The organism is Campylobacter sp. JMF_14 EL1, from assembly GCF_027737585.1.
Lineage (GTDB): Bacteria > Campylobacterota > Campylobacteria > Campylobacterales > Campylobacteraceae > Campylobacter_B.
Genome location: NZ_JAOVTW010000001.1, coordinates 304,107 through 325,317 on the forward strand (window position 1 = coordinate 304,107; position 21,211 = coordinate 325,317).

A 21,211-nucleotide genomic window follows, 5' to 3' on the forward strand; every position below is an offset into this window, starting at 1 on the left:
ACGATATCACAAAATTTTAAACGCTTTTTCCAAATCGATACTGCCCTCGTAATATGCCTTGCCGACAATCACGCCTGCGATTTTGCCGCTGTTTTTGCACGCCAAAATATCGCTAATGTCCTTCACGCCGCCACTTGCGATTGTATCAATCCCGCTAGCTTCGGCGATTGCTTCGGTAAATCCCACATTTACGCCACATAGCATGCCATCTTTGCCGATATCCGTGCAGATTATCGCGCCAACTCCCGCTCCTGCGTAAAGCTTAGCCAAATCAGTCGCTTTAATGCTACTCACATCTGCCCAGCCCTCGGTTGCGACCATGCCGTTTAAAGCGTCGATTCCTACGACGATATTGTATTTTGGCGACATTTCTTTGACAAAATTTGGATTTTTTAGCGCAACTGAGCCTAAAATAAATCTATAAACGCCCAAATTTTGGTAGTCTTTTATGCGCTTTTCATCGCGAATTCCACCGCCCACTTCGACCTTTAAATTTGTCGAATTTACGATTTTCTCAATTGTTTTGAAATTTATCGGCTCTCCCGCAAACGCTCCGTCTAAATCTACCAAATGCAGGTATTTCGCCCCAAAATCTTCGAATTTTTTGGCTAATTCCCAAGGGGTTTTTGAATAAATTTTAGCACTTTGCATTTCGCCCTTGCTAAGGCGCACAGCAAGGCCCTCTTTTAAATCAATCGCAGGTAAAATTTCCATTATAACTCCGTGAAATTTTTAATTATTTTTATGCCATTTTCGTGGCTTTTTTCGGGGTGTGGCTGGAAGCCAAAAACATTTTCTTTGCAAACTGCGCTAGGAAATTCATACCCATACGCCGTCTTTGCTAGGATAAATTCTTCATCGCAAAGCGCGTGATAAGAATGCACGAAATACGCATAAACAGAGCTTTCAAGTCCCGAATTTATCGGTGTTTGCCTTGTGAATTCCAGCGTGTTCCAGCCCATGTGCGGGACTTTTAAACTCTCGCTAAATTTGCTCTCATCAAATTTCACCACTTCGCCACTAATTATCCCAAGCCCCTCGCTTGAACCAAATTCCGCGCTTTTGTCAAAGAGAAGTTGCATACCAAGGCAAATTCCCAAAAAATACCGCCCACTTGCGACAAATTCTCTTATTGCTTCATCTAAATTTGCGCTTTTTAGTTTAGCCATTGCTTCGCCAAACGCCCCAACGCCAGGAAGGAGAATTTTATCGCATTTTAAAAGTTTTTCAGGCTCACTCACTAGCTCAAATTTCGCCCCACAAAAGCTAAGGGCGTTTTTCACGCTTCGTATATTTCCAGCACCATAATCAACAATCCCTATCAAAATCAATCCTTATTTAATTTATGGTCAAATTCTGGCACAATCTCTTTGAGTTTTGCGGCAACTTCGCAGTTTTGGGCATTTACAAGCTCTGAAATTTGCGAATTTAGCTTTTCTAAATCGTATTTTGTAAAGCTTGAAACAAAGATTGATTGATACTTCGTGCTTTTATCGTTTTCGTTGATCAAAAGCTCCTCGTAAAGCTTTTCGCCAGGACGAAGTCCTACAAATTTAATCCCAAGCTCCTCTTTTCCGGCTAACTGCAACATGCGTTTGGCAAGGTCTGCGATTTTGACAGGTTCGCCCATATCAAGCACGAAAAGCTCCCCGCCTTTGGCGATTGAGGCTGCTTGAAGCACTAGCTGACAAGCTTCACTCACTAGCATAAAATACCGCACGATATCAGGGTGCGTAACCGTAAGTGGCTCGTTTGCTTCGATTTGGCGTTTAAATTTCGGGATTACGCTTCCGCTACTTCCTAGCACATTTCCAAATCTCACAGCCACGATTTGAGTGGCTTCATCGCTCGAATTTAAGCTATAAAGCTCGCAAATTCGCTTTGTTGTGCCCATGATATTTGTAGGGCGCACGGCCTTGTCAGTGGAGATTAAAACGACCTTTTTAACGCCATGTTTTTTGGATAAATCCACGACATTTTTCGTGCCAAGGACATTGTTTTTCACCGCTAAATGCGGGTTAAATTCGCAAAGTGGCACATGTTTATACGCTGCTGCATGCACCACGACATCAGGCTTAAATTCGGCAAAAATTTCATCGAATTCATCGCGATAAACGATATTTATCATTTTTAATTCGTTGCGAGAATCTGCGTTCGTGGCTTCGTTGATTTGATAAAGGTTAAATTCGCTATGCTCGACCATAATCAGCCGTTTTGCACCGAAATTCAAGCATTGTTTGCAAATCTCGCTTCCTATCGTGCCACCTGCGCCAGTTACTAAAACGACCTTACCGTCGATGAAATTTTTAATCGCCTCTTTATCCAAATCCTTTGGTTTGCGCGCGAGCAGGTCTTCGATCGAAATATCTCGGATTTTTTTCTGATCGTTTTCCAAAAGCGAGAAAAGCTTAATGTCTTTTAGCCCATACGCAATAAGCTCATCATAGAGCTCTTTGAGATCTTCTGGGTGCAGCGAAAGTGCCACGATAGCGGTTTTGGCGCCACTTTCTTTTATCATTTCTGGGATTGTGCTTTTTGCGCGCACGACGAAATTTTCGCAGTATGTGCCCACTAGCTCTTTTCTACCATCGACGACGCCCACAGGATAGTAGTTTATGTGGTGTTGGCGCATACCTTTTAGCACATGCACGGTTTTGCTAGTCGCACCCACGACGACGCAGGGTTCATTGGCGCTAGAATTTGACTTTTCGTGCAATAAAAACATGCGTTTTGAGATTCTTACTCCACTGATTAAAATAAAGCAAATCGCCGCATCTATGGCAATCACAGAGCGCGGGAAGGGGTTGAAAATATTCTCCATTAAAAAGAAAATCGCCAAAAATGTCAAAGCCGTGAAAATGTGCGTGTAGAAAATTTTGCGCGCTTCGTAAAGCCCGAAAAATCGCCACGGCACCAGATAAATTTTCATAAACCACAAATACGCAATGCGAATAGCGGTAATTAGGGTCGCGCTTAGTAGCAAGCCTTTGTAAAATTCGTTTGGAATATCGCCACTAAAACGCAAAACAAAGGCGATTGCGACGCTAAAAATCGAGATTAAAATATCTAAAATCAGAAAAAATGCGAAGCGTTTGAGCTTGGTCGGTCTAAAAATCATAAGCTTTTCTTTACAATTTCGGCGACTTTTGCGACCTGCTCATCGCTCATATCGCTTCCGCTTGGCAGACAAATTCCGCGACTAAATAGATCCTCGCTCGTGCCATCAAGCACGCTTAATGCGCCTTTGAAAACTGGCTGCATGTGCATTGGCTTCCATAGCGGACGGCTTTCGATATCGGCTTTATTTAGTGCGTCGATTACGCGTAAGTGAGCATTTTTTTCTTTGAAAACCAATGTTGTAAGCCATCTATTTCCGCGTGAATTTTCGATTTCTGGCATAAACTCGGCGCAGTCTTTCAAAAGCTCACTATAAAGTGCGAAAATTTCTCTTTTTCGCTCTACTCTTTTTTCCAAAACTTCCATTTGTCCCACGCCAATCGCGCCTAAAACATTGCTTAATCGGTAGTTATAGCCATAATCCAAATGCTCATAATGCAAAAGTGGCTCTCTGGCTTGCGTGCTATAATACCTTGCTTTGGCGATTAAGGCTTCGTCGTTCGAAATTAGCATTCCGCCGCCACTTGTGGTGATGATTTTGTTGCCATTAAAGCTTAGCGCACCACACGCGCCAATCGTGCCAAGGGCTTTGCCTTTGTAAAATCCGCCAAGTGCCTCAGCTGCGTCCTCGATAACGGCGATATTTTCATTTTCGCAAATCTCCATTATCTCGTCCATTTTCGCAGCCTGTCCGTAAAGGTGGGTTGGGATTAGGGCTTTTGGTTTTTTGGGCGCTAGTTTGATTGCCTTTTTTAGAAGCTCGGGGCTTAGATTCCAGCTTTCGTCGCTGTCGATTAGCACAGGGACGCAACGCTCATAAAAGATCGGATTAAGGCTCGCCATAAAGGTAAAAGTCGATCCAAGCACCACATCGCCGTCTTTTATGCCTAGCGTTCGTAGGGCTAAATGAAGTGCGGCTGAGCCGGCATTTAGCGCGAGAGCTGATTTCGCGCTAGTGTAATCGCAAACTGATTTTTCAAATCTATTAACATACTCGCCAAGTGGCGCGATGTAGTTGCTCTCAAAAACTTTTTTTATGTATTCTAGTTCGTTTCCGCCCATATTTGGGGGGCTTAAAAATATTCTTGCCATTTATAATCTCCTATAAATAAAAGCCTGTATTTTACTATCATAAAGTTAAATTTTTTAAAATTTTACCTAGAATTTGACAAGTTTTTTATCACTCTTGCTGGGGCTCCGTAAGCTAGGCTAAATGGGGCGATATCTGAGATGATGACGCTTCCAGCCCCAATGTATGAGCTCTCGCCAATATTTATGCCTTGAATAGCGCACGAGCCGATCCCAAGCCACACGCCACGCCCGATTTTGGTGTTTCCAGCCACGCCCACGCGCGGGCAAATGTGGCTAAACTCGCCCACCACGCAATCATGCTCGATTACACAGGCTGAATTTAAAATCACCCCGTCGCCGATAATCACATCTGCATTTACCACGACATTTGGCATGATAACAACGCCACGCCCGATTTTAGCCGATGGCGAAATCACGGCAGTTTCATGGATAAGTGTGGCTATTTCAAAACCTGCCTCGCTGACTTTTTTTTGTAAATTTGCTCTGATTTTGCAATCGCCGATTGCGATTATAACGGGAAATTTCGGCAAATCAGGGCTAAATTTTAACTCGCCATTGTCGTCTAAAAAAACGATTTCTTTATAACCAACGCTTTTTGCGACATCTGCTACGACCTTGCCATGACCGCTTGCGCCGTAAATATAAATTTTAGTTTTTTCCATTGAATTTCTCCGTTGTCGCCATGCCTTCTTTATTAACGCCGTCTTTTTTGATAACTTTTTTTATGGTTAAAAGCGCGATTTTTAAATCTAGCGCGAAACTTAAATTTTTAGCGTAATGCGTGTCGAATTCAAATTTTTTCGCCCAGCTAATGGCATTTCGACCATTTACTTGCGCTAACCCCGTTATGCCCGGTCGCACGCTGTGGCGAAGCTTTTGTTCTTCATTATAAAGCGGCAGGTATTCTGGCAACAAAGGTCTGGGTCCTATAAAGCTCATATCGCCTTTTAGGACATTGAAAAGTTGCGGAAGCTCATCGAGGCTTAGAGCGCGGATTTTTTTGCCGTATTCATTTAGACGCAGTTCGTCGCTTAAAAGTTCGCCGTTTGCGTCCCTCTCATCACTCATTGTTTTAAATTTGTAAATTTTAAAAATTTTTTCGTCAAGCCCTGGCCTGGATTGCGTGAAAATCGCACTTTTACTTATGTTTTTGCGGATTAGACAATATGTTACAATCATAAGTGGCGAAGTCAAAATTATCAAAAAAAGTGCCCCAAAAAAATCCAAAAATCGTTTGAAAAATGCCCTATACATCGATAAATTTCCTGTAAATTTCAATATATTTTTTCGCTATGATTTTCTCATCGTAGTTTTCGACCACCATTTTGCGCCCAGCTTGCCCCATTTTGCGCGCCAAACTCTCATCATCAAGTAGCATTTCAATCTTTTTAGCCAAATCGCTCGCGTTTCTAACCTTGCAGATTAGCCCATTTACACCATCGCTCACAGCCTCGATACAGCCACTCACATCGCTTACCACGCAAGGCCTGCTCATACTCATAGCCTCCAAAACGGTGCGCGGAAAGCCCTCTTTGTAGCTTGGAAGCACGAAAATATCGCACGCCTTATAAAGCGCCGCCACATCATCTCTCCACCCTAGCCAAACAACATTTCCCGAGCGCAAAAACGCCTCATCAGCCGAGCTTTTATTTCCCGCAAAAACATCGCCTGCGAAGACAAAACAAGCGTCTTTGCGCTCTTTTAAAATTTCAGCAGCTTTGTAAAATTCGGCAATTCCTTTATGCCACAGCGCACGACCGCTCATTAGCACGATTTTTTTGCCCTTTGTAATTTCAGGCAGGCTCGCGCGCTCGTGAGCGTTTTCGTCGAAAATTTCGCTATTTACGCCGACACTTTTAATACGAAAAATTTTATTCTCGCTAATAAGTCCGCGAGAGAGCATATAATCAGGGTCGCTATCATTGACAAAAATGCAACCCTGACTTTGCGCAAACGCCCTTTTATAGAGCATTTCAATGCTAAATTTTACCATGCGAGATTTAAGATCTGTGTCGATATAAAAGCTTCCTAGACCCTCGACTAAATTTAACACACGCGAAATTCCAGCCTTTTTGGCCGCAAATGTGCCAAAAACATTTGATTTGTGCGCCGAAGTTTGCAAAAAATCCAAATTTAGCTTTTTTAAAATTCCAGCCAAATTTGCCGTATTTTGCGATACTTTGAGCGGATTTAGACTGGCTTTGTCTAAATCGTAAGTTACGCTAATAAATTCTTTTTCCAAATCCGCCGTATAATTTCCGCGTGGCGCTATCGCAAAAACCTCGTGACCAAGACGCTGTAACTCCCGCATAATGGGCGCTCTGAAAAAATAAATGCTCATATCAGAGTGTGAAAGGAAACCAAATTTCGCCATTTTATTTCTTTAATCTATAAACTTTCACAGCTGGGCTTAAAACCACAGGCTCGAAAAGATCGCTTTTGTAGCGTTCGAGCACAAAAAGCTGAATATAGGTCGAATTTAGCATTTCAGGGTCTAGCAGCAAAAATCTGCCATAATCCTTCATATAAATTATCGAAAATTGCGCCGAACTATCGACTTTAATCTCTTTGACTTCGAGTTTGCCACTAGCGTTGTGGCTGGTTTCGAAAAATGTATTTATCGGAAATTTATTGCCCTCAGCCTCTATGCTAAGCAAGTTATTTGCGATTTTGATACCATTATCCATAGTTATACCGCTCTCATCTTGCCAAAACCTCTCACTAGCAATGAAAATTTTATCTTTTTTCATTTTGCCTGTGGTTATGTCGATGTTCGAAAACTGCGACACGGTCGAGAGTATGCTCATCATGCGATCCGGCAAGACATAATAAATATCGCGAGTTTTGGCTGGTGTTTTGAAATCCGGCAGACTTAAATTTAGCAAAAACGCATTGAAATCATCGAGCTTGTAATCGGCTAAAATTTGCTTTATTTTATTTGGAAATTTCTCGGTGAAATTTCGCTCTGTGTATTCGACATCTACGCGCGCCATGTGCGCTGAGCTGTATTGATCAGCCAAAAGCGCGAAACTTACCGGGTAGTTGTCGTTGCCTAGGTGCTTGCCACCGTCGATTAGGGTTTTGACATCGGAATAATACCTTATGACATAGCCATAATCCCACCACGCAAGCGCGTAATCCTCGCGATCGGCGATAGTTTTGAGCTTGTCTAAAACCTCAACCTCGCTTTTGAAAAAGACAGTTTCGACGGTGTAGGCCTTGATGTGTTGCCACGCTGGATAAAGTGCCAAAATAGTCAAGGCTAGCAAGATAATACGACCGGCAAATTTTGGCAGATTTAGCCGTTTTACCGAAAAATACAAAATATACCCAAAGCTTAGCCCCATTACGCCCACAGCATAAATGGTAAATCTAAGCCCAGCTTTGTTTGCCGCAAAGCCCAAAAGCAAAAGTGGCAGTGAGAGCAAAAACTCTTTGTGCCTAAAACACAGCACCACATACCCTACGCACGCCACCAAAAACACAATCACGCTCGAACTAATACGGCGCATGAAGACCTCTTTTGGCACCAGACCGCTTTCTTGGATAGTTTGATTGACATTAAAAAAGTGAAAAACCGTGTCAGGATTGTCCGCGAGCGAGCGAAAAATGTAAAATTTAGCATAGAAAATAATCGGATTTAATCCACCGCAATAAATAAAAATCGCAAAAACTAAAATTCCCACGCCAAGCAAAATTCTAAAATTTACAAGCTCTTTTTTGTAAGCAAAAAAATAAAAAATCGCCAAAAAAAGCAAAATTTTAATATACAAATAATAAAAACAAATCGCTAGTAAAAATATAATTATCGCTTCGTAATTCACCAAATTTTTGCGCGCAAAAATCAGTGTGTAAAGCACTAGCATACCCAACATCATCGCATTTAGAGAAAAGCTAGATGGATACCACCACAGATAAAAAATCCCAAATGCGCCTGTGAAAAACAGCGCCCTAGCATCGCCCTTGGTGCAAACCCTGATAAACGCCCACAAGATAAACATCGGCAAGACGATATTTAGCATATCAGTATCATAATACCCAGCCATTGTGCGATTATAGTAGCTGTTTGCCACGCAAGCAACTAGCGCGCCGATAAATCCAGCCCTAAGGGCGCGGAATTCAGCCGAAATGAGCAAAATCGGCACGACGATAAGCGATGAAAAAACAACCGGCATATACAAAAATAGGGTTTCTAGCGAAAATGGCGTAATCTGCGCTAATAACGCGGTTAGCTTGGCTAGGGGAAAATCAATGTAGCTTAAATCATTTGGCTGATGAAATCCAGCCAAATAATCCCTCGTCCCCTCAGCAAAGGCATATCCGTCGTTTGTGTTGATCATGATTTGATTATTCCACGAAAGTATGTGAGAGTATTCACTCGCCCAATACACCCAATACAGCCTAAAAATCACGCTCACGCCATAAGCTAAAATAATCAAAATTAACAAATGTTTGGAGAGTTCAAAATTTTTAATAAATTTAAAAACGCCGCCTTTTTGTTGTGGCAAATTTGCCCCATTTTGCGTGTTTTGCGCGCTATTATTCACCCCTATATCCTTTGTCGATTTCTTCAATTTTTAAAATTAAATCTTTGCTTATCTTTTTTTTGTCAAAAAAAGCGGCTCTTATTTTAGCCTTTTTTTCATAAATTTTTACAAATTCAGGCTCATCAATCGCTTTTTGCATAGCTTTTATGGTGCCCTCTTCATCATTTACGCGGGCTAATACGCCCCATTCATCATCTCCTAAAAGCTCTCTTGCGCCACTTTGATGATCGCTAGAAATGACGAGTTTTCCACACGCCAAAGCTTCGATTAGCGCGTTTGAAAAGCCCTCAAAAAGGCTAACGAAAACAAAAGCATAGCATTTTGACATATATTTATAAGGATTGTTATCAAAACCGAGTAATTTTACTCTATTTTCTAGCCCAAGCTCGTTTATTAAATTTTGCAAACTCTCACGCAACACGCCATCGCCTAAAATCAGCAAATCTTTATCACAATTTTTAAGCTTTGCATAAGCACGAATCAAAAGCTCGTGATTTTTCCCGGCATCAAGCCTACCAACGCTTAGGAAAAACGGCTTTTCTTGGCTAATTGCTTCTTGTGATTTTTGCGCGATTTCGTCTAAATTTAGCGCATTGTATAAAACACCCATTTTAGCGGGATTTATGCCAAAATTATCACGCAAATCGGCCAAATTGCCAAGCGAATTTGGATAGATAAAATCTGCTTTCGGATAGAGCCATTTAAGCAAAAATTTGCTGATTTTCGATTTGAAATTCGGCTCCTTATAAAGCACGCTTGGCGTCGAACACTCGTTGATTATCAAAGGTTTTTTATCTCCAAAAATTCGCGCAAAACCAGCCACATAACAAGGTCGATTCATCCATACAAAGTGAATATCAATGCCTAATCTTTTGCATAAATTTTTATATTTTATCCCTAAAAATGGCAGTTTGATTAGCTTTTTTAAACCGTTTTCAAAAGGGGCTGATTTTTCTATGAAATGCACCTGCACCGAATTTGGAATTTCATAAAAAATCCTATCGTTCATCAAAATCAAATGTACTTCGTAAGCCTTGCAAAGTTCGGGTAAAAGGTTGCTCACGACCCGCTCAGCCCCACCACCAGCCATAGAATAAATAAATACACTTAGTTTTTTCATTTTTTTACCACTTTTTAATTAGATTTTTTATCGGCATTATAAATTTTGAATAAAAATATAAATTCATTTGCAAAACTAATTCTCATATATTTAAATTCATATTTTTTTATATTTAAATTCTACCATTTATTTTTAATTTTCATTTTTTCTAAATAATCATCAAGAGTATTAACGACCTTAGCTGGACTACCAAATGCTAGCGAGTTTGAAGGGATATCTTTTGTTACAAGAGAACCAGCACCGATAACAACATTATCGCCAATGCTAACGCCTGGCATTATTAGACTTCTAGCGCCAATAAAAACTCTATTTCCAATCTTAACAGGTGCAGTTTTGGTTCGCCCTAAAAACATCTGTGTGCTAGCATCGTGAGCTAAAATATAAACCTGTGGAGCCAAAGTCACATTATCGCCAATCTCAATCAAATGGCAATGGTGCGGATCTAAGATGACATTTGTCTGCCTAGCAAAATTTCGCCCGACTTTCATACCGTGCGCGACGAGCCACTCGGTGCTTACCTCGCCACGCAAGCGGTTAATAAAATTCTTAAATTTTCTTTTTAGCAAAATTTTAAATCTTTCTTTCCCAATTTAACGCACTTTGGATTATCTCGTCTAAATCCTCGTGGCATGGAACCCATGTTGTTTGGAAACGAATTTTTGAAGCATTTGAGATTAGACAAGCTGGATCGCCCTCGCGGCGTGGCGCGATTTCGACCGCAAAATCCACTCCACTTACCTTTTTAGCCTCGCTGATGACCTCTTTGACGCTAAATCCAGTGCCATAACCCACATTAAAGACATTGCTGTCGTTGGTTTGCAAGTATTCTAGCACCGCTAAATGCGCGCTCGCGAGATCCTCGACATGGATATAGTCCCTGATACAAGTGCCGTCTTTGGTGTCGTAATCATCGCCGAAAATATACATTTTGTCGCGTTTGCCAGTGATTGTTTGGGTTGCAATTTTGATTAGGTGAGTGGCGTTTGGATAGTTTTGACCGATTAGTCCGTCGCTTGACGCGCCCGCGACATTGAAATAGCGCAAAATTCCAAATTTAAAATCCTTATTCGCAGCGGCTGTATCTTTTAGTATCCACTCGACCATAAGCTTGCTTTTGCCATACGGATTTATCGGAGCTTGCGGGCTTTCCTCGGTTACTTTGCCGTTTTCTGGCTCGCCATAAGTTGCCGCTGTGGAGCTGAAAATGAAGTTTTTCACGCCGTATTTTTGGCAAAGCGCGATTAAATTTATCGCGTTTGCGGTGTTGTTTAGATAGTATTTTATCGGGTTTTTCACACTCTCGGCAACCTCGATAAACGCCGCGAAATGGATAATCGCGTCAAATTTTCCTTTTTTAAAAATTTCCTCGATTACTGGCAAATTTTCCAAATTTTCTTTGATAAATTCAAACTCGCCCACGCTTTTAAGCGCGTCGATTGCCTTCATTGAGCCTTTGCAAAGATTATCGACAACCACGATTTCATGGCGATTTGATTCTAAAAGTTGCTTTAAAACATGCGAGCCGATGTATCCAGCGCCACCTGTAACTAAAATTTTCATATCATTTTCCTTTTAAAAAAATTTTTTGATTATACCCTAATTTGTTAAATTGCAGGTTTAAGGCGCAAAAATGTAGGAAATCTAGGCTTTTTTTCACTTGTTAAATTTTGGTATTGATAAGTGATAATAGTGCCGATTTTAGGGGGTTTTGCGCGCCACTCATCGCTCCAACCAGACCCTATTTTAAACTTCACTCCACTTTTTATATCCACGCAAGTTACAGAACCCATTTTGCCCTTGTTTTTGCCATATCCTGGGTTTATGTGCGTAATTTTGCACTCGCTATCGCGCATTTTTTTGTATTTTAGGATATTTGCACTGCGCCCGCTCTCATACAGCGCGTATGGATTTCGGATCACCAGCCCCTCACCGCCACTATCAACGACCAAATTTAGCATTTCTTCGATTTGTTCGTGCGAACTAACCGGAGTTTGCGGGATTACGACTAAATTTTGCACGCCGTTTTTTTCGATGAAATTTGATAAAATTTTCATCTTTTCAAACAAATTTTTTCTCTCATTTGGCATATCAAAAATATAAAATTTAATCTCGCTCCAACGCTCATCTGGCGTGGCTTTGCTCACAATCGAAGCGATTTTTTCAAACTCGCCTCGCCTGCTCCAAAGCTCACCTTCAATCATAAAATCTGGAAATCCTTTTGTCCAAGATTCGGGAGCATTTATGATTTTGCCCTTGCGTGAGCGAAGGGTCTTGCCGTCCCATATAGCGCGGATTCCGTCGAGTTTTTCGCTTACGACCCAGCCTGAGATATCCATACCTTTTTTGTATTCTTTCAGTAGCATTGGGCGAAATTCATCGCCAAAAGCCAAATTTGTGAAAAATAAAAAAATACAAAAAAGCGTTTTTGCAAATTTATTCATTTTTAAATTTCTCAATCTCGCGCGCGATAAATTCGCAAAAAATCTCGCTATACCCCATATCGGCGCAGTGTTTTTGCAGATACTCGCTCATCAAATTTAGATTATCCAAATAATCATTTAGCAAAATTTTGCCACGCAAAAGCTCGTATTTTAAGAAAAGCCAATAGGTATTTAATGTGTCGCTCTGGCAATATTCGTCGATTTTATCGCCCTTTTCGTCATAAAACAGCTCCAAAACCTGATCACCATGCACATCGTATTTGCCAGGCAGCCCCAAAGACGCGCACAAAAAGTCGAGTTTGAGCCCCCTAACAGAGCCAAAATCGCAAATATGATCGAGCAAATCAAGATGAAAAACCCCGTCATATCGCGAGCGATAATTCGTCCATTTATCCTTGTTCGCAAGCTTATCATCGGTGCAAAAATACTCGCTGGCACTGATATTATGCACCATTGCGCGCACCATAATCATCGGCAAATCAAAGCCACGCCCGTTGAAGCTTACAAGGCGTGGATTGTGAGAGTTGATAAAATCGATAAATTTTTTGATTTTGCCCTTTTCATCGTCTGCTTGCAGGGTGCTTACACGCACAAATTTGCCAAATTCATCAGCCAAAACCGCGCTGATACTTACGACTTTGTGGAAATTTATGGGCAAAAACTCGCTTCCTGTTTTTTCCTTGAAATGCGCCATTGCCGCGATTGAGAGTTTTTTGTGGTTTAAAATTTTGCTTTTATCATCGTTAAAAATCGGCTCATCGCCGTAAATTTTAGGTAGAGTGTTTGAAATGCTATCATTTTTGCTCTGAATTTTCGCATCAATTCCAGCAAGCAAAATTTTGGCATATTTTTTTTTGTCAAATTCATCATAGCACTCATCAATGATTTCTTTGTCTAAAATTCGAAGCAAAGCCGCAGTATCAGGCACAGTTTCGCAGTCAAAAACGCAAATGTAAGATTGTTTTTTATTCATAAATTTTCCATAAAATCAAGCTAGTTTATCCGCCAAAACGGCGGATAAAAGGATTAGTTTTTATCAATCGCTAGGATTGTGTTGCCCTCGTCATCGGTGGCGATGTCGCCCATGCCCATTATGTTATAACCGCAATCGACATAGTGAATCTCGCCAGTAACTGCGCTGGCAAAGTCGCTAAGCAAATACGCGCCAGATTTGCCGACTTCGAAAATATCCACATTTCGTTTGAGCGGGGCATTTTTTTCGTTGTATTTTAGGATTAGGCGAAAATCGCCGATACCACTAGCTGCGAGAGTTTTAATCGGACCCGCTGAAATCGCATTTACGCGAATTCCGCGCTCGCCCAAATCGTGCGCTAGGTAGCGAACTGAGCTCTCTAACGCTGCTTTTGCTACGCCCATGACATTGTAATGTGGCACAAATTTCACGCCACCAAGATAACTTAATGTCAAAATCGCTCCGCCGTCATTTAATAGCGGTTCGACTGCATTTGTAAGCGCAATCAGCGAATAAACCGAAGTTTGCATAGCGATATTAAAAGCATCTTTTGTAGTGTCGATAAATTTGCCATCAAGCGCCTCGCGTGGGGCAAATGCCACAGCGTGAAGCACGAAGTCAAATTTGCCAAAATCTTTTTCTAAACTCGCGCGCAAATTCGCCAAATGCTCGTCGTTGTTGATATCTAACTCATAAATTTTATCGCTTCCAAGCTCCGCAGCAATCGGCTCGACGCGTTTTTTCAAAGCGTCATTTAAAAATGTAAAAGCTAGCTCTGCCCCTTGCTCGTGGCAAATTTTCGCAATGCCATAAGCGATAGATTTGTTGTTTGCAACGCCGACGATTAGCCCTTTTTTACCTTTTAGTATCATTTTGCTTCCTTGATTAGATTTATGAAATTTTCTGCGTTCCAACTAGCCGTTCCCACTAAAACGCCGTTGCAACTTGGAATTTGCGAAATTTCGGCGATATTTTTGAGATTTACGCTTCCTCCATAAAGCAAAGGCGCCTTTGTTTTGGTGTGCAAAAAGCTTAAAATTTCATCAATTATCGCGCTCGTGGCTGTATTTCCCGTGCCAATCGCCCAAATCGGCTCGTAAGCAATAACCAAATTTTGGTAATCTAAATCGATTTTTTCTAGTTGCGAATTTAGAAATTCCTTGGTTTTGCCCTCTTTATACACAGCCTCGTTTTCGCCGATACAAAATACGATTTTCCAGCCTTGCAATTTTGCAAATTCGAATTTTTTTGCGATTAATTCGTCTGTTTCGCCTAAAATTTCGCGTCTTTCGCTATGTCCGATTAAAACGCAGTTTATGCCAAACTCGCCCAGCATTTCCTTGCCGATTTCGCCTGTGAAACTGCCGTTTTGGCATGGGTAGAAATTTTGTGCGCCTTGGATAAATTTATGATTTCCCAAATTTAAAGCCACACTTGGCGGAAATACCAAAATTTCGTGTTTTGATAAAATTTCATCGCCCAAATTTGCATTTAAAATTTCGCAATAACGCTCGAAACTAGCCCTAGTGTGATTGCATTTTAAATTTGCGGCTAGTATCATTGCTCACTATCCTCGATAGTTAGGACTTTCACGCCAGGAAGCTCTTTACCCTCGATTAGCTCCAAGCTAGCCCCACCACCTGTGGAGATAAATGTCATATCATCGGCGTTTCCGGCTCTTTCGACCACATCGGCTGTATCGCCACCGCCCACGACGGTCGTAGCGTCGCTATCGGCGATGAAGTGCGATATACGCATACTTCCGCGCGCAAATTTATCGATCTCAAACACGCCCATAGGGCCGTTCCACCAGATAGTTTGCGCATCATCAAGTGCCTCTTTGAAAAGCGCCACGGTCGCAGGTCCGATATCTAGCCCCATCCAGCCAGCTGGGATTTCTTGAACCGTTACGCGCTTCATAACAGAATCTTGCGAGCAAGCAGGGGCTGCGATAGTATCGACTGGGATATAAATTTTAACGCCTAATTCCTTGCCCTTGCGCAAGATATTTTTGGCCTCTTCGATCAAATCCTCTTCTAAAAGCGAATTTCCTATGTCATAGCCCACGGCTTTTAAAAATGTAAATGCCATACCGCCGCCGATGATGAGTTTATCGACTTTTGGTAGCAAATTTTTTAAAGCTTGAAGCTTTCCGCTTACCTTGCTACCGCCCGTTACAGCTACGAAAGGACGCGCTGGGCGTTTGATCAAATCAGCGGCGAATTTAATCTCTTTTTGTAGCAAAAATCCAGCTGCTTTGTGCTCGTTGTCGAAAAACTTCGTCACAGCCTCGACGCTTGCGTGCGCTCTGTGGCATACGCCAAATGCGTCATTTACATAAAATTCGGCAAAACTAGCTAATTTTTTGGCTAATTCAGTGTCGTTTTTGGTTTCGCCCTTTTCAAAACGCAAATTATCTAATAATAAAAGCTCGCCCTTTTTTAGCTCGCTAACTGCCTTGCTAGCGCGCTCCCCTACGATATCATCGACAAATTTAACCTCGCGATCAAGCAATCTGCCAAGTCTTTTCGCCACAGGGCGAAGGCTAAATTTCTCCTCATAGCCGTTTTTTGGGCGGCCAAGGTGACTTGCCAAAATCACGCAACCGCCATTATCCAAACAATAGCGAATTGTAGGGATTGATGAGCGGATTCTGCGATCGTCTGTGATATTGCCAAACTCGTCCATAGGCACATTAAAATCGCATCTAATAAAAACTTTTGCGCCGTCTGTGAAATTCAAATCCTTAATATCTAAAATTTGGCTCATTTTAACCCCTTTTTGACGCTGCGAAAACCGCTAAATCAACCAATCTGTTGCTATAACCCCACTCGTTATCATACCAGCTTAGCACTTTGATTAAATTTCCGCCAATCACCTGCGTGCAATCGCTCGCCACTGCTGTCGAAAATGTCGAAGTGCAAAAATCGCTTGATACGCGTTTGTCATCATCGACGACTAAAATTCCCTTCATTGCGCCATTAGCGTATTTTCTAAAAATTTCATTTAGCTCGTCAGCTGTGGTCTCTTTTTTTGTCGATACGGTCAAATCTACCATTGAAACATTTGCTACTGGCACGCGCACAGCTTGTCCGTGCATTTTGCCTTTAAGCTGTGGCAAAATCAGGCTAATTGCCTTGGCTGCGCCTGTCGTAGTCGGTATGATATTGCACGCTGCCGCACGACTTCTGCGGAAATCACGGCTTTTGACATCGACTAGGCTTTGGCCGTTTGTATAGGCGTGGATTGTAGTCATTAAGCCCTTTTCGATACCTAACTCATCGTCTAAAATTTTAGCCACAGGGCCAAGTCCGTTTGTGGTGCAGCTAGCGTTTGAAATCACGCTCTCGCCTGCGTAGCTTTCGTGATTTACGCCGATTACATAAGTCGGAGTATCGTCCTTAGCAGGGGCGCTCATAACGACAAGTTTAATGCCGTTATCCAAAAATGGTTTGCATTTTTCTGTGGTTAAAAATGCTCCCGTGCATTCTAGCACGACCTGGGCACCAAGCCCCGCGAAATCGAGCTCACTAGCGTCTCTGGTGCTATAAACTCTGATTTTTTTGCCATCTACTGCGATGTAATCATCGTTTATGATTTCAACTTTTTTATTAAATTCCCCATGAACTGTGTCGTATTGAAGCAAGTATCTAGTAAGGTCGCGTTTAGCGGTATCGTTGATAGCCACTAGCTCTACATCATCGCGATTTAGCGCGATTCTGGCTGCACATCTGCCGATGCGTCCAAAGCCGTTAATTGCAATTTTTGTTGCCATAATTTTTCCTTAAAATGAAATTTTAAAAATCTTATAATATTACAAAAATTTGGGTTAATTAACGGTAAAATGGATTAAAATTTAGCTGTTTTTGACGCTAAATTTCACGCCACTATCAATAAAAACGCTTAGTAAAATTTCATAAAATTCGCCAAATTTATCTTTTAAAATTTGGCCATTTTCTATGATAAATTCAGCATCGTTTCTCTCGGTTAGCGCATCGTAAAGTGCGTCTAGGTTTGTAATGTAATCAGGCTCGAATTTTAGGCGTTTGGCGATGAATTTATAAAGTCCGGCTTTGCTTTTTACTTTGGCTGCGTCGATTGTGATTTGCTTCATTATTGCACCCTCTCAAAGCTCTTGTAATGGTCTTTTGTGTAAAAAATCAAGCCGTCGTTTGAAAACACTAGCCGTTTTTTGCCCCTAGCACCACCCCTGTAATCAATATCAGCCTCTGTGTAAATTCTGCCCTTTTTAGCTGGAAGCGCGCGCTCGTAATTTCCAAACCTATCCCCACCGATCGATTTATCCTTCGCGTATGCGTGCAGATCGCCACCGCTCCAACCAAGAGCGTTTGCCTGCTTTTTAGTGATGAAATTTGAAGGCAGTTTTCCGTGCGCTTTGATATGCTCGCTCACACACTCTTTGCTAATGCAAAGCTCGCTTACTGGCGCTTGTGCGCCATTATCTTGCGTGCTTTGCGAAATAGAATTTTTGCCATAAAATAAAAATAAAGCTAATGCTAAAACCCCGAAAATCAGGGCAAAATTTAGAAATTTTTTACTCACTTTTGATTCTTTTTTTGGTTGCAAATTTAAAATAGCAAATTATCGCTGCTACAACCAAAGCTAGGATTAGTGGCGCGATATAAGGTTTTTCTTTGATATGAGAGTAGATTTCTTGGACGAAATCCCCAGCATAAAAGCTCAAAAGTCCGATGATAAGCGCCCACACAAGCGAACTAACCGCGTTTAAAATGCTAAATTTCAAAAACGAGTATTTTGTGATACCAATGGCGATTGGAACCAAGGTTTTTAGCCCATAGATGAATTTTTGGATTAAAATTATCCTATCGCCGTATCGTTTGAATAAAATTTGCGACAAAGCCAAATTTCGGCGCTGTTTTTTTAGGTATGGCATGATATCTTTTTTGTTGTAGCGACTGACCCAAAACAGCCCCGTATCGCCCAAGAAATTCGACACGCAGGCCACGGCTATGCAAACCCAAATATTAAGTTCGCCTGTAAAGCTTAAAATTCCAGCAGCCACCAAGGCGATAAATCCACCGCCCAAAGTGTATAAAAAAAGTAGTAAATATCCCCAAGTATGGAGGTTTTCAAACATAGAATCCATGAAATTTACCCGCTTAATCTAGCCTAAAAATTTCGCCCTAAAACCTGCATTAAAAGCCTGTATTCTTGTGTGGAAGTATCGAAAGCCACGCTATTTTTTGTCTCTATGACAGAGCCACCTAGGCTTACTCCGGCGAAAAATCCACCCTTGCTTGTGAAAACATACATATCTTTATTTATCATATCAAGTCTGCCAGAATCCGCGCTGTAATTGCCAACCACGGCTGTCGCGTCGCCTGAGAGGGTGATTTGGGATTTGCGCATTTTATTTATCATAGCCTCACTCATCACGAAAATTACCAAATAATTATCCTCATAGCCTATTTGTAGCCCGATACTAGCGTTTGAAATATCCACAGCGCTTACCTGACCGCCCTTATAGACGATGACGCCCTCGCCATACATTCCGCCTATGATAAAGCCTAACTTTTTCACACTTGGGAAAATCAGCACAGCCTCGGCCTCATTAGCTAGGTATTTATACGCAGAGTTGCTTTTCATCACAGACGAATACGCGCCCGCGCTATTTATCAAAAGCTCGTCCTCTCCAAAAAGTGCGCCCACAAAAAGCAAAAGTGAAAGTATGATTTTTTTCATTTTTTATCCTTAGTTAAATTTATTTAGCGATTTCGACTGCGCGCAGTTCGCGTATGACATTTACCTTGATTTCGCCTGGGAATTGCACCTTGTCTTGGATTTCCTCGGCGATCTCTTTTGCGATTAGCACAGCCTCATCATCGTTGATTAATTTTGCATTAGCAATGACGCGAATTTCACGCCCAGCGTTGATTGCATAAGCTTGTTTTACGCCGTTTTTGCCAAGCGCGATTGTCTCTATATCATTAACCCTTTTTAGAAAGCTCTCCAATACTTCGCGCCTTGCCCCAGGTCTAGCCGCACTTAGTGCGTCAGCTGCGCACACAGCGGCACTTTCTACACTTGTAGCTTCCTCGTGTCCGTGGTGAGCGAAAATCGCATTAATCACGACTGGGTGCTCTTTATATCTGCGACAAACCTCTGCGCCCAAATCCACATGCGAGCCCTCGTATTCGTGTGTAAGAGCCTTGCCTATATCATGCAAAAGTCCGGCTCTTTTGGCTAGTTTTGGATCGCCACCTGTCTCAGCTGCGATAATTCCTGCTAAATGCGCTACTTCTAGCGAGTGCGCAAGGGCGTTTTGACCATAGCTTGCACGGAATTTTAACTTTCCAATAAGTTTTAAAATTTCTGGGTGCAGTTTGCCAATGCCTAGATCCATAACGATATTTTCGCCCTCTTCTAAAATGCTTGATTCAAACTCATCGCAAACTCTTTTATAAATATCCTCGATTCTAGCTGGCTGAATTCTGCCATCTTCAATCAAAAGCTCGATTACGCGCACAGCGATAGCCCTGCGGTAAAGATTGTGCGAGCTAACGATAATCGCATTTGGCGTATCATCGATGATGACATCTACGCCCAGCGTCATTTCTAAGCTTTTGATATTGCGACCCTCTTTACCGATAATTCGGCCTTTTAACTCATCGTTTTTGATATTTACGACATTTATTAGGCGTTCAGCCGCAAACTCACCAGCAAAACGCGAAGTCGCCTGAGCGATGATATAATTTGCCTTTTTTCTAGCCTCTTTTTTCGCCTCTTCCTCGTGTTTGCGCACTATATGAGCGATATCTATGCGTGATTGTTCCTCGACCTTGCGCAAAATTTCATCTCTTGCCTCACTTTGCGTAAATCCAGCCACTCGTTCTAAAACTTTCAGTGATTCGGCTAGTTTTTCCTCGTAATTTTTCTTTAAATTTACGCCCTCATCGTAGAGAAATTTAGCTTCATTTCTCGCATTTTCTACATCTGCTTTGCTGTTTTTAAGCACCTCTTGTTCGGTTAAAAGAGCTTGTTCTTTTTTGTTCAGTTCGTTGAATTTTTGGTTGTAATCTTTTTGGAGATGATTTGACTTTTCCTCGTATTTCTTTTTAGCCTCTAATTCAGCCTCTTGGACTGAAATTTTAGAATCCCTAAGCACGCCCTCGGCTTCGAATTCTATGGCTTTTGCCTTTGCTTTTGCTTGTTCAATCAATACATCGTAGTTTGCGTTATTGATTTTTCTAGCTACCCCATACCCTATGCCAGCGCCCACCGCAAGAGCGCACAAGGCGATTAAGATCTCTATCATATTTTCCTCTTTTAAAGTAATTTTTGCTCGGAGTAATGTAAAAATCACCTACCACATCGTGGCTCAAAGATAAAATTTCATTTGTGAAACAATCCTCTAAGCTCACAAAAACCACGGTAGGTTTGTGTTTTAGACCTGAAAAAAACATATCATAATATCCTTTACCATGTCCTATTCTAGCGAGCCTTCCATCTACTCCAACCACTGGAATAACCGCTAGATCCACCTTGCCAAAATAGCCGTTTTGGGGCAGTGTTTCACGCAACCCAAAATGCGATTTGACAAAAGGAAGTCGCAATTTTACCATTTTTAAATTAATATCCGTTATAAGTGGAAGATAAAATTCGCATTTTTTACCCATTAAATTTTTCAAAAACAAAATTTCGGGCTCGTATTTTAGTGGCAAAAAAATTAAAATTTTGCGCGCACCAAGAGCGCGGATTAAATTCGCAATGCGCCTAGAAATGATATACGAAATGCATTTGGCTGAAATTTTGGCACGAAATTTAAGCCTAGATTTGCAAATTTTCCTAAATTCATTTTTTTCCACGATTTTAACTTTGTATTAAATTTTAACGGCTATTTTAGCAAGTTTAAGTATAATTCCACATCAAAATTTACAAG

At 41.5% G+C, this 21,211-nt stretch carries 23 protein-coding genes; all 23 read right to left on the reverse strand.

All coding sequences use genetic code 11. The features are described from left to right. Positions 1-6: 6 nt before the first annotated feature. Entirely contained in the window at positions 7-714 is a 708-nt protein-coding gene (gene hisA / locus OFN73_RS01500) for a 1-(5-phosphoribosyl)-5-[(5-phosphoribosylamino)methylideneamino]imidazole-4-carboxamide isomerase (RefSeq protein WP_270861923.1), read from the reverse strand. Further along, complete coding sequence (gene hisH, locus OFN73_RS01505) at positions 714-1,325, reverse strand: imidazole glycerol phosphate synthase subunit HisH (RefSeq protein WP_270861924.1); 612 nt, start codon at positions 1,323-1,325, stop codon at positions 714-716. Before hisH ends, hisA begins: the two co-directional genes overlap by 1 nt. Before the next feature lie 2 nt (positions 1,326-1,327). Then, positions 1,328-3,118 (reverse strand): polysaccharide biosynthesis protein, encoded by a 1,791-nt coding sequence (locus tag OFN73_RS01510; protein WP_270861925.1) that lies wholly within the window; start codon positions 3,116-3,118, stop codon positions 1,328-1,330. Further along, positions 3,115-4,209: a UDP-N-acetylbacillosamine transaminase gene (gene pglE / locus OFN73_RS01515; protein WP_270861926.1), complete on the reverse strand. Its 1,095-nt coding sequence runs from the start codon at positions 4,207-4,209 to the stop codon at positions 3,115-3,117. The genes OFN73_RS01510 and pglE overlap by 4 nt, the downstream gene beginning before the upstream one ends. A gap of 62 nt (positions 4,210-4,271) precedes the next feature. Next, complete coding sequence (locus OFN73_RS01520) at positions 4,272-4,871, reverse strand: acetyltransferase (RefSeq protein ID WP_270861927.1); 600 nt, start codon at positions 4,869-4,871, stop codon at positions 4,272-4,274. Then, positions 4,858-5,463 carry an undecaprenyl phosphate N,N'-diacetylbacillosamine 1-phosphate transferase gene (pglC, locus tag OFN73_RS01525; RefSeq protein ID WP_270861928.1) on the reverse strand — a complete coding sequence of 202 codons (606 nt, stop codon included), beginning with the start codon at positions 5,461-5,463 and terminating at the stop codon, positions 4,858-4,860. Before pglC ends, OFN73_RS01520 begins: the two co-directional genes overlap by 14 nt. After that, on the reverse strand, positions 5,456-6,583 hold the full coding sequence (locus OFN73_RS01530; protein ID WP_270861929.1) for a glycosyltransferase family 4 protein: 1,128 nt from the start codon (positions 6,581-6,583) through the stop codon (positions 5,456-5,458). The genes pglC and OFN73_RS01530 overlap by 8 nt, the downstream gene beginning before the upstream one ends. Position 6,584: 1 nt before the next feature. After that, positions 6,585-8,756, reverse strand: coding sequence for an STT3 domain-containing protein (locus OFN73_RS01535; RefSeq protein ID WP_270861930.1), 2,172 nt, complete (start codon positions 8,754-8,756; stop codon positions 6,585-6,587). Further along, positions 8,749-9,876 (reverse strand): N-acetylgalactosamine-N,N'-diacetylbacillosaminyl-diphospho-undecaprenol 4-alpha-N-acetylgalactosaminyltransferase, encoded by a 1,128-nt coding sequence (pglJ, locus tag OFN73_RS01540; protein WP_270861931.1) that lies wholly within the window; start codon positions 9,874-9,876, stop codon positions 8,749-8,751. The genes OFN73_RS01535 and pglJ overlap by 8 nt, the downstream gene beginning before the upstream one ends. A gap of 119 nt (positions 9,877-9,995) precedes the next feature. Beyond that, complete coding sequence (locus OFN73_RS01545; protein WP_270861932.1) at positions 9,996-10,442, reverse strand: acyltransferase; 447 nt, start codon at positions 10,440-10,442, stop codon at positions 9,996-9,998. Between the two features lie 4 nt (positions 10,443-10,446). After that, positions 10,447-11,436: a UDP-glucose 4-epimerase GalE gene (gene galE / locus OFN73_RS01550; RefSeq protein ID WP_270859375.1), complete on the reverse strand. Its 990-nt coding sequence runs from the start codon at positions 11,434-11,436 to the stop codon at positions 10,447-10,449. A 44-nt stretch (positions 11,437-11,480) separates the two neighbouring features. Then, entirely contained in the window at positions 11,481-12,317 is an 837-nt protein-coding gene (locus OFN73_RS01555) for a DNA ligase (RefSeq protein ID WP_270861933.1), read from the reverse strand. Then, positions 12,310-13,290: a 3'-5' exonuclease gene (locus tag OFN73_RS01560; RefSeq protein ID WP_270861934.1), complete on the reverse strand. Its 981-nt coding sequence runs from the start codon at positions 13,288-13,290 to the stop codon at positions 12,310-12,312. The genes OFN73_RS01555 and OFN73_RS01560 overlap by 8 nt, the downstream gene beginning before the upstream one ends. Before the next feature lie 53 nt (positions 13,291-13,343). Then, positions 13,344-14,162 carry an enoyl-ACP reductase FabI gene (gene fabI, locus OFN73_RS01565; RefSeq protein WP_270861935.1) on the reverse strand — a complete coding sequence of 273 codons (819 nt, stop codon included), beginning with the start codon at positions 14,160-14,162 and terminating at the stop codon, positions 13,344-13,346. Then, a complete protein-coding gene (locus tag OFN73_RS01570) occupies positions 14,159-14,851 on the reverse strand; it encodes a triose-phosphate isomerase (protein ID WP_270861936.1) in 693 nt (230 codons plus the stop codon). The genes fabI and OFN73_RS01570 overlap by 4 nt, the downstream gene beginning before the upstream one ends. Next, positions 14,848-16,059: a phosphoglycerate kinase gene (locus tag OFN73_RS01575; RefSeq protein WP_270861937.1), complete on the reverse strand. Its 1,212-nt coding sequence runs from the start codon at positions 16,057-16,059 to the stop codon at positions 14,848-14,850. Before OFN73_RS01575 ends, OFN73_RS01570 begins: the two co-directional genes overlap by 4 nt. A gap of 1 nt (position 16,060) precedes the next feature. After that, complete coding sequence (gene gap, locus OFN73_RS01580; RefSeq protein WP_270861938.1) at positions 16,061-17,065, reverse strand: type I glyceraldehyde-3-phosphate dehydrogenase; 1,005 nt, start codon at positions 17,063-17,065, stop codon at positions 16,061-16,063. Between the two features lie 81 nt (positions 17,066-17,146). Beyond that, entirely contained in the window at positions 17,147-17,404 is a 258-nt protein-coding gene (locus OFN73_RS01585) for a barstar family protein (protein WP_270861939.1), read from the reverse strand. Continuing rightward, positions 17,404-17,853 (reverse strand): ribonuclease domain-containing protein, encoded by a 450-nt coding sequence (locus tag OFN73_RS01590; RefSeq protein ID WP_270861940.1) that lies wholly within the window; start codon positions 17,851-17,853, stop codon positions 17,404-17,406. The genes OFN73_RS01585 and OFN73_RS01590 overlap by 1 nt, the downstream gene beginning before the upstream one ends. Next, positions 17,846-18,409: a DedA family protein gene (locus OFN73_RS01595; protein ID WP_333720325.1), complete on the reverse strand. Its 564-nt coding sequence runs from the start codon at positions 18,407-18,409 to the stop codon at positions 17,846-17,848. Before OFN73_RS01595 ends, OFN73_RS01590 begins: the two co-directional genes overlap by 8 nt. Before the next feature lie 32 nt (positions 18,410-18,441). Next, a complete protein-coding gene (locus OFN73_RS01600; protein ID WP_270861941.1) occupies positions 18,442-19,014 on the reverse strand; it encodes a lipid-binding SYLF domain-containing protein in 573 nt (190 codons plus the stop codon). A 19-nt stretch (positions 19,015-19,033) separates the two neighbouring features. Beyond that, positions 19,034-20,587 carry a ribonuclease Y gene (gene rny / locus OFN73_RS01605; protein WP_270859364.1) on the reverse strand — a complete coding sequence of 518 codons (1,554 nt, stop codon included), beginning with the start codon at positions 20,585-20,587 and terminating at the stop codon, positions 19,034-19,036. Continuing rightward, positions 20,520-21,137: a 5-formyltetrahydrofolate cyclo-ligase gene (locus OFN73_RS01610; RefSeq protein ID WP_270861942.1), complete on the reverse strand. Its 618-nt coding sequence runs from the start codon at positions 21,135-21,137 to the stop codon at positions 20,520-20,522. The genes rny and OFN73_RS01610 overlap by 68 nt, the downstream gene beginning before the upstream one ends. Between the last annotated feature and the right edge of the window lie 74 nt (positions 21,138-21,211).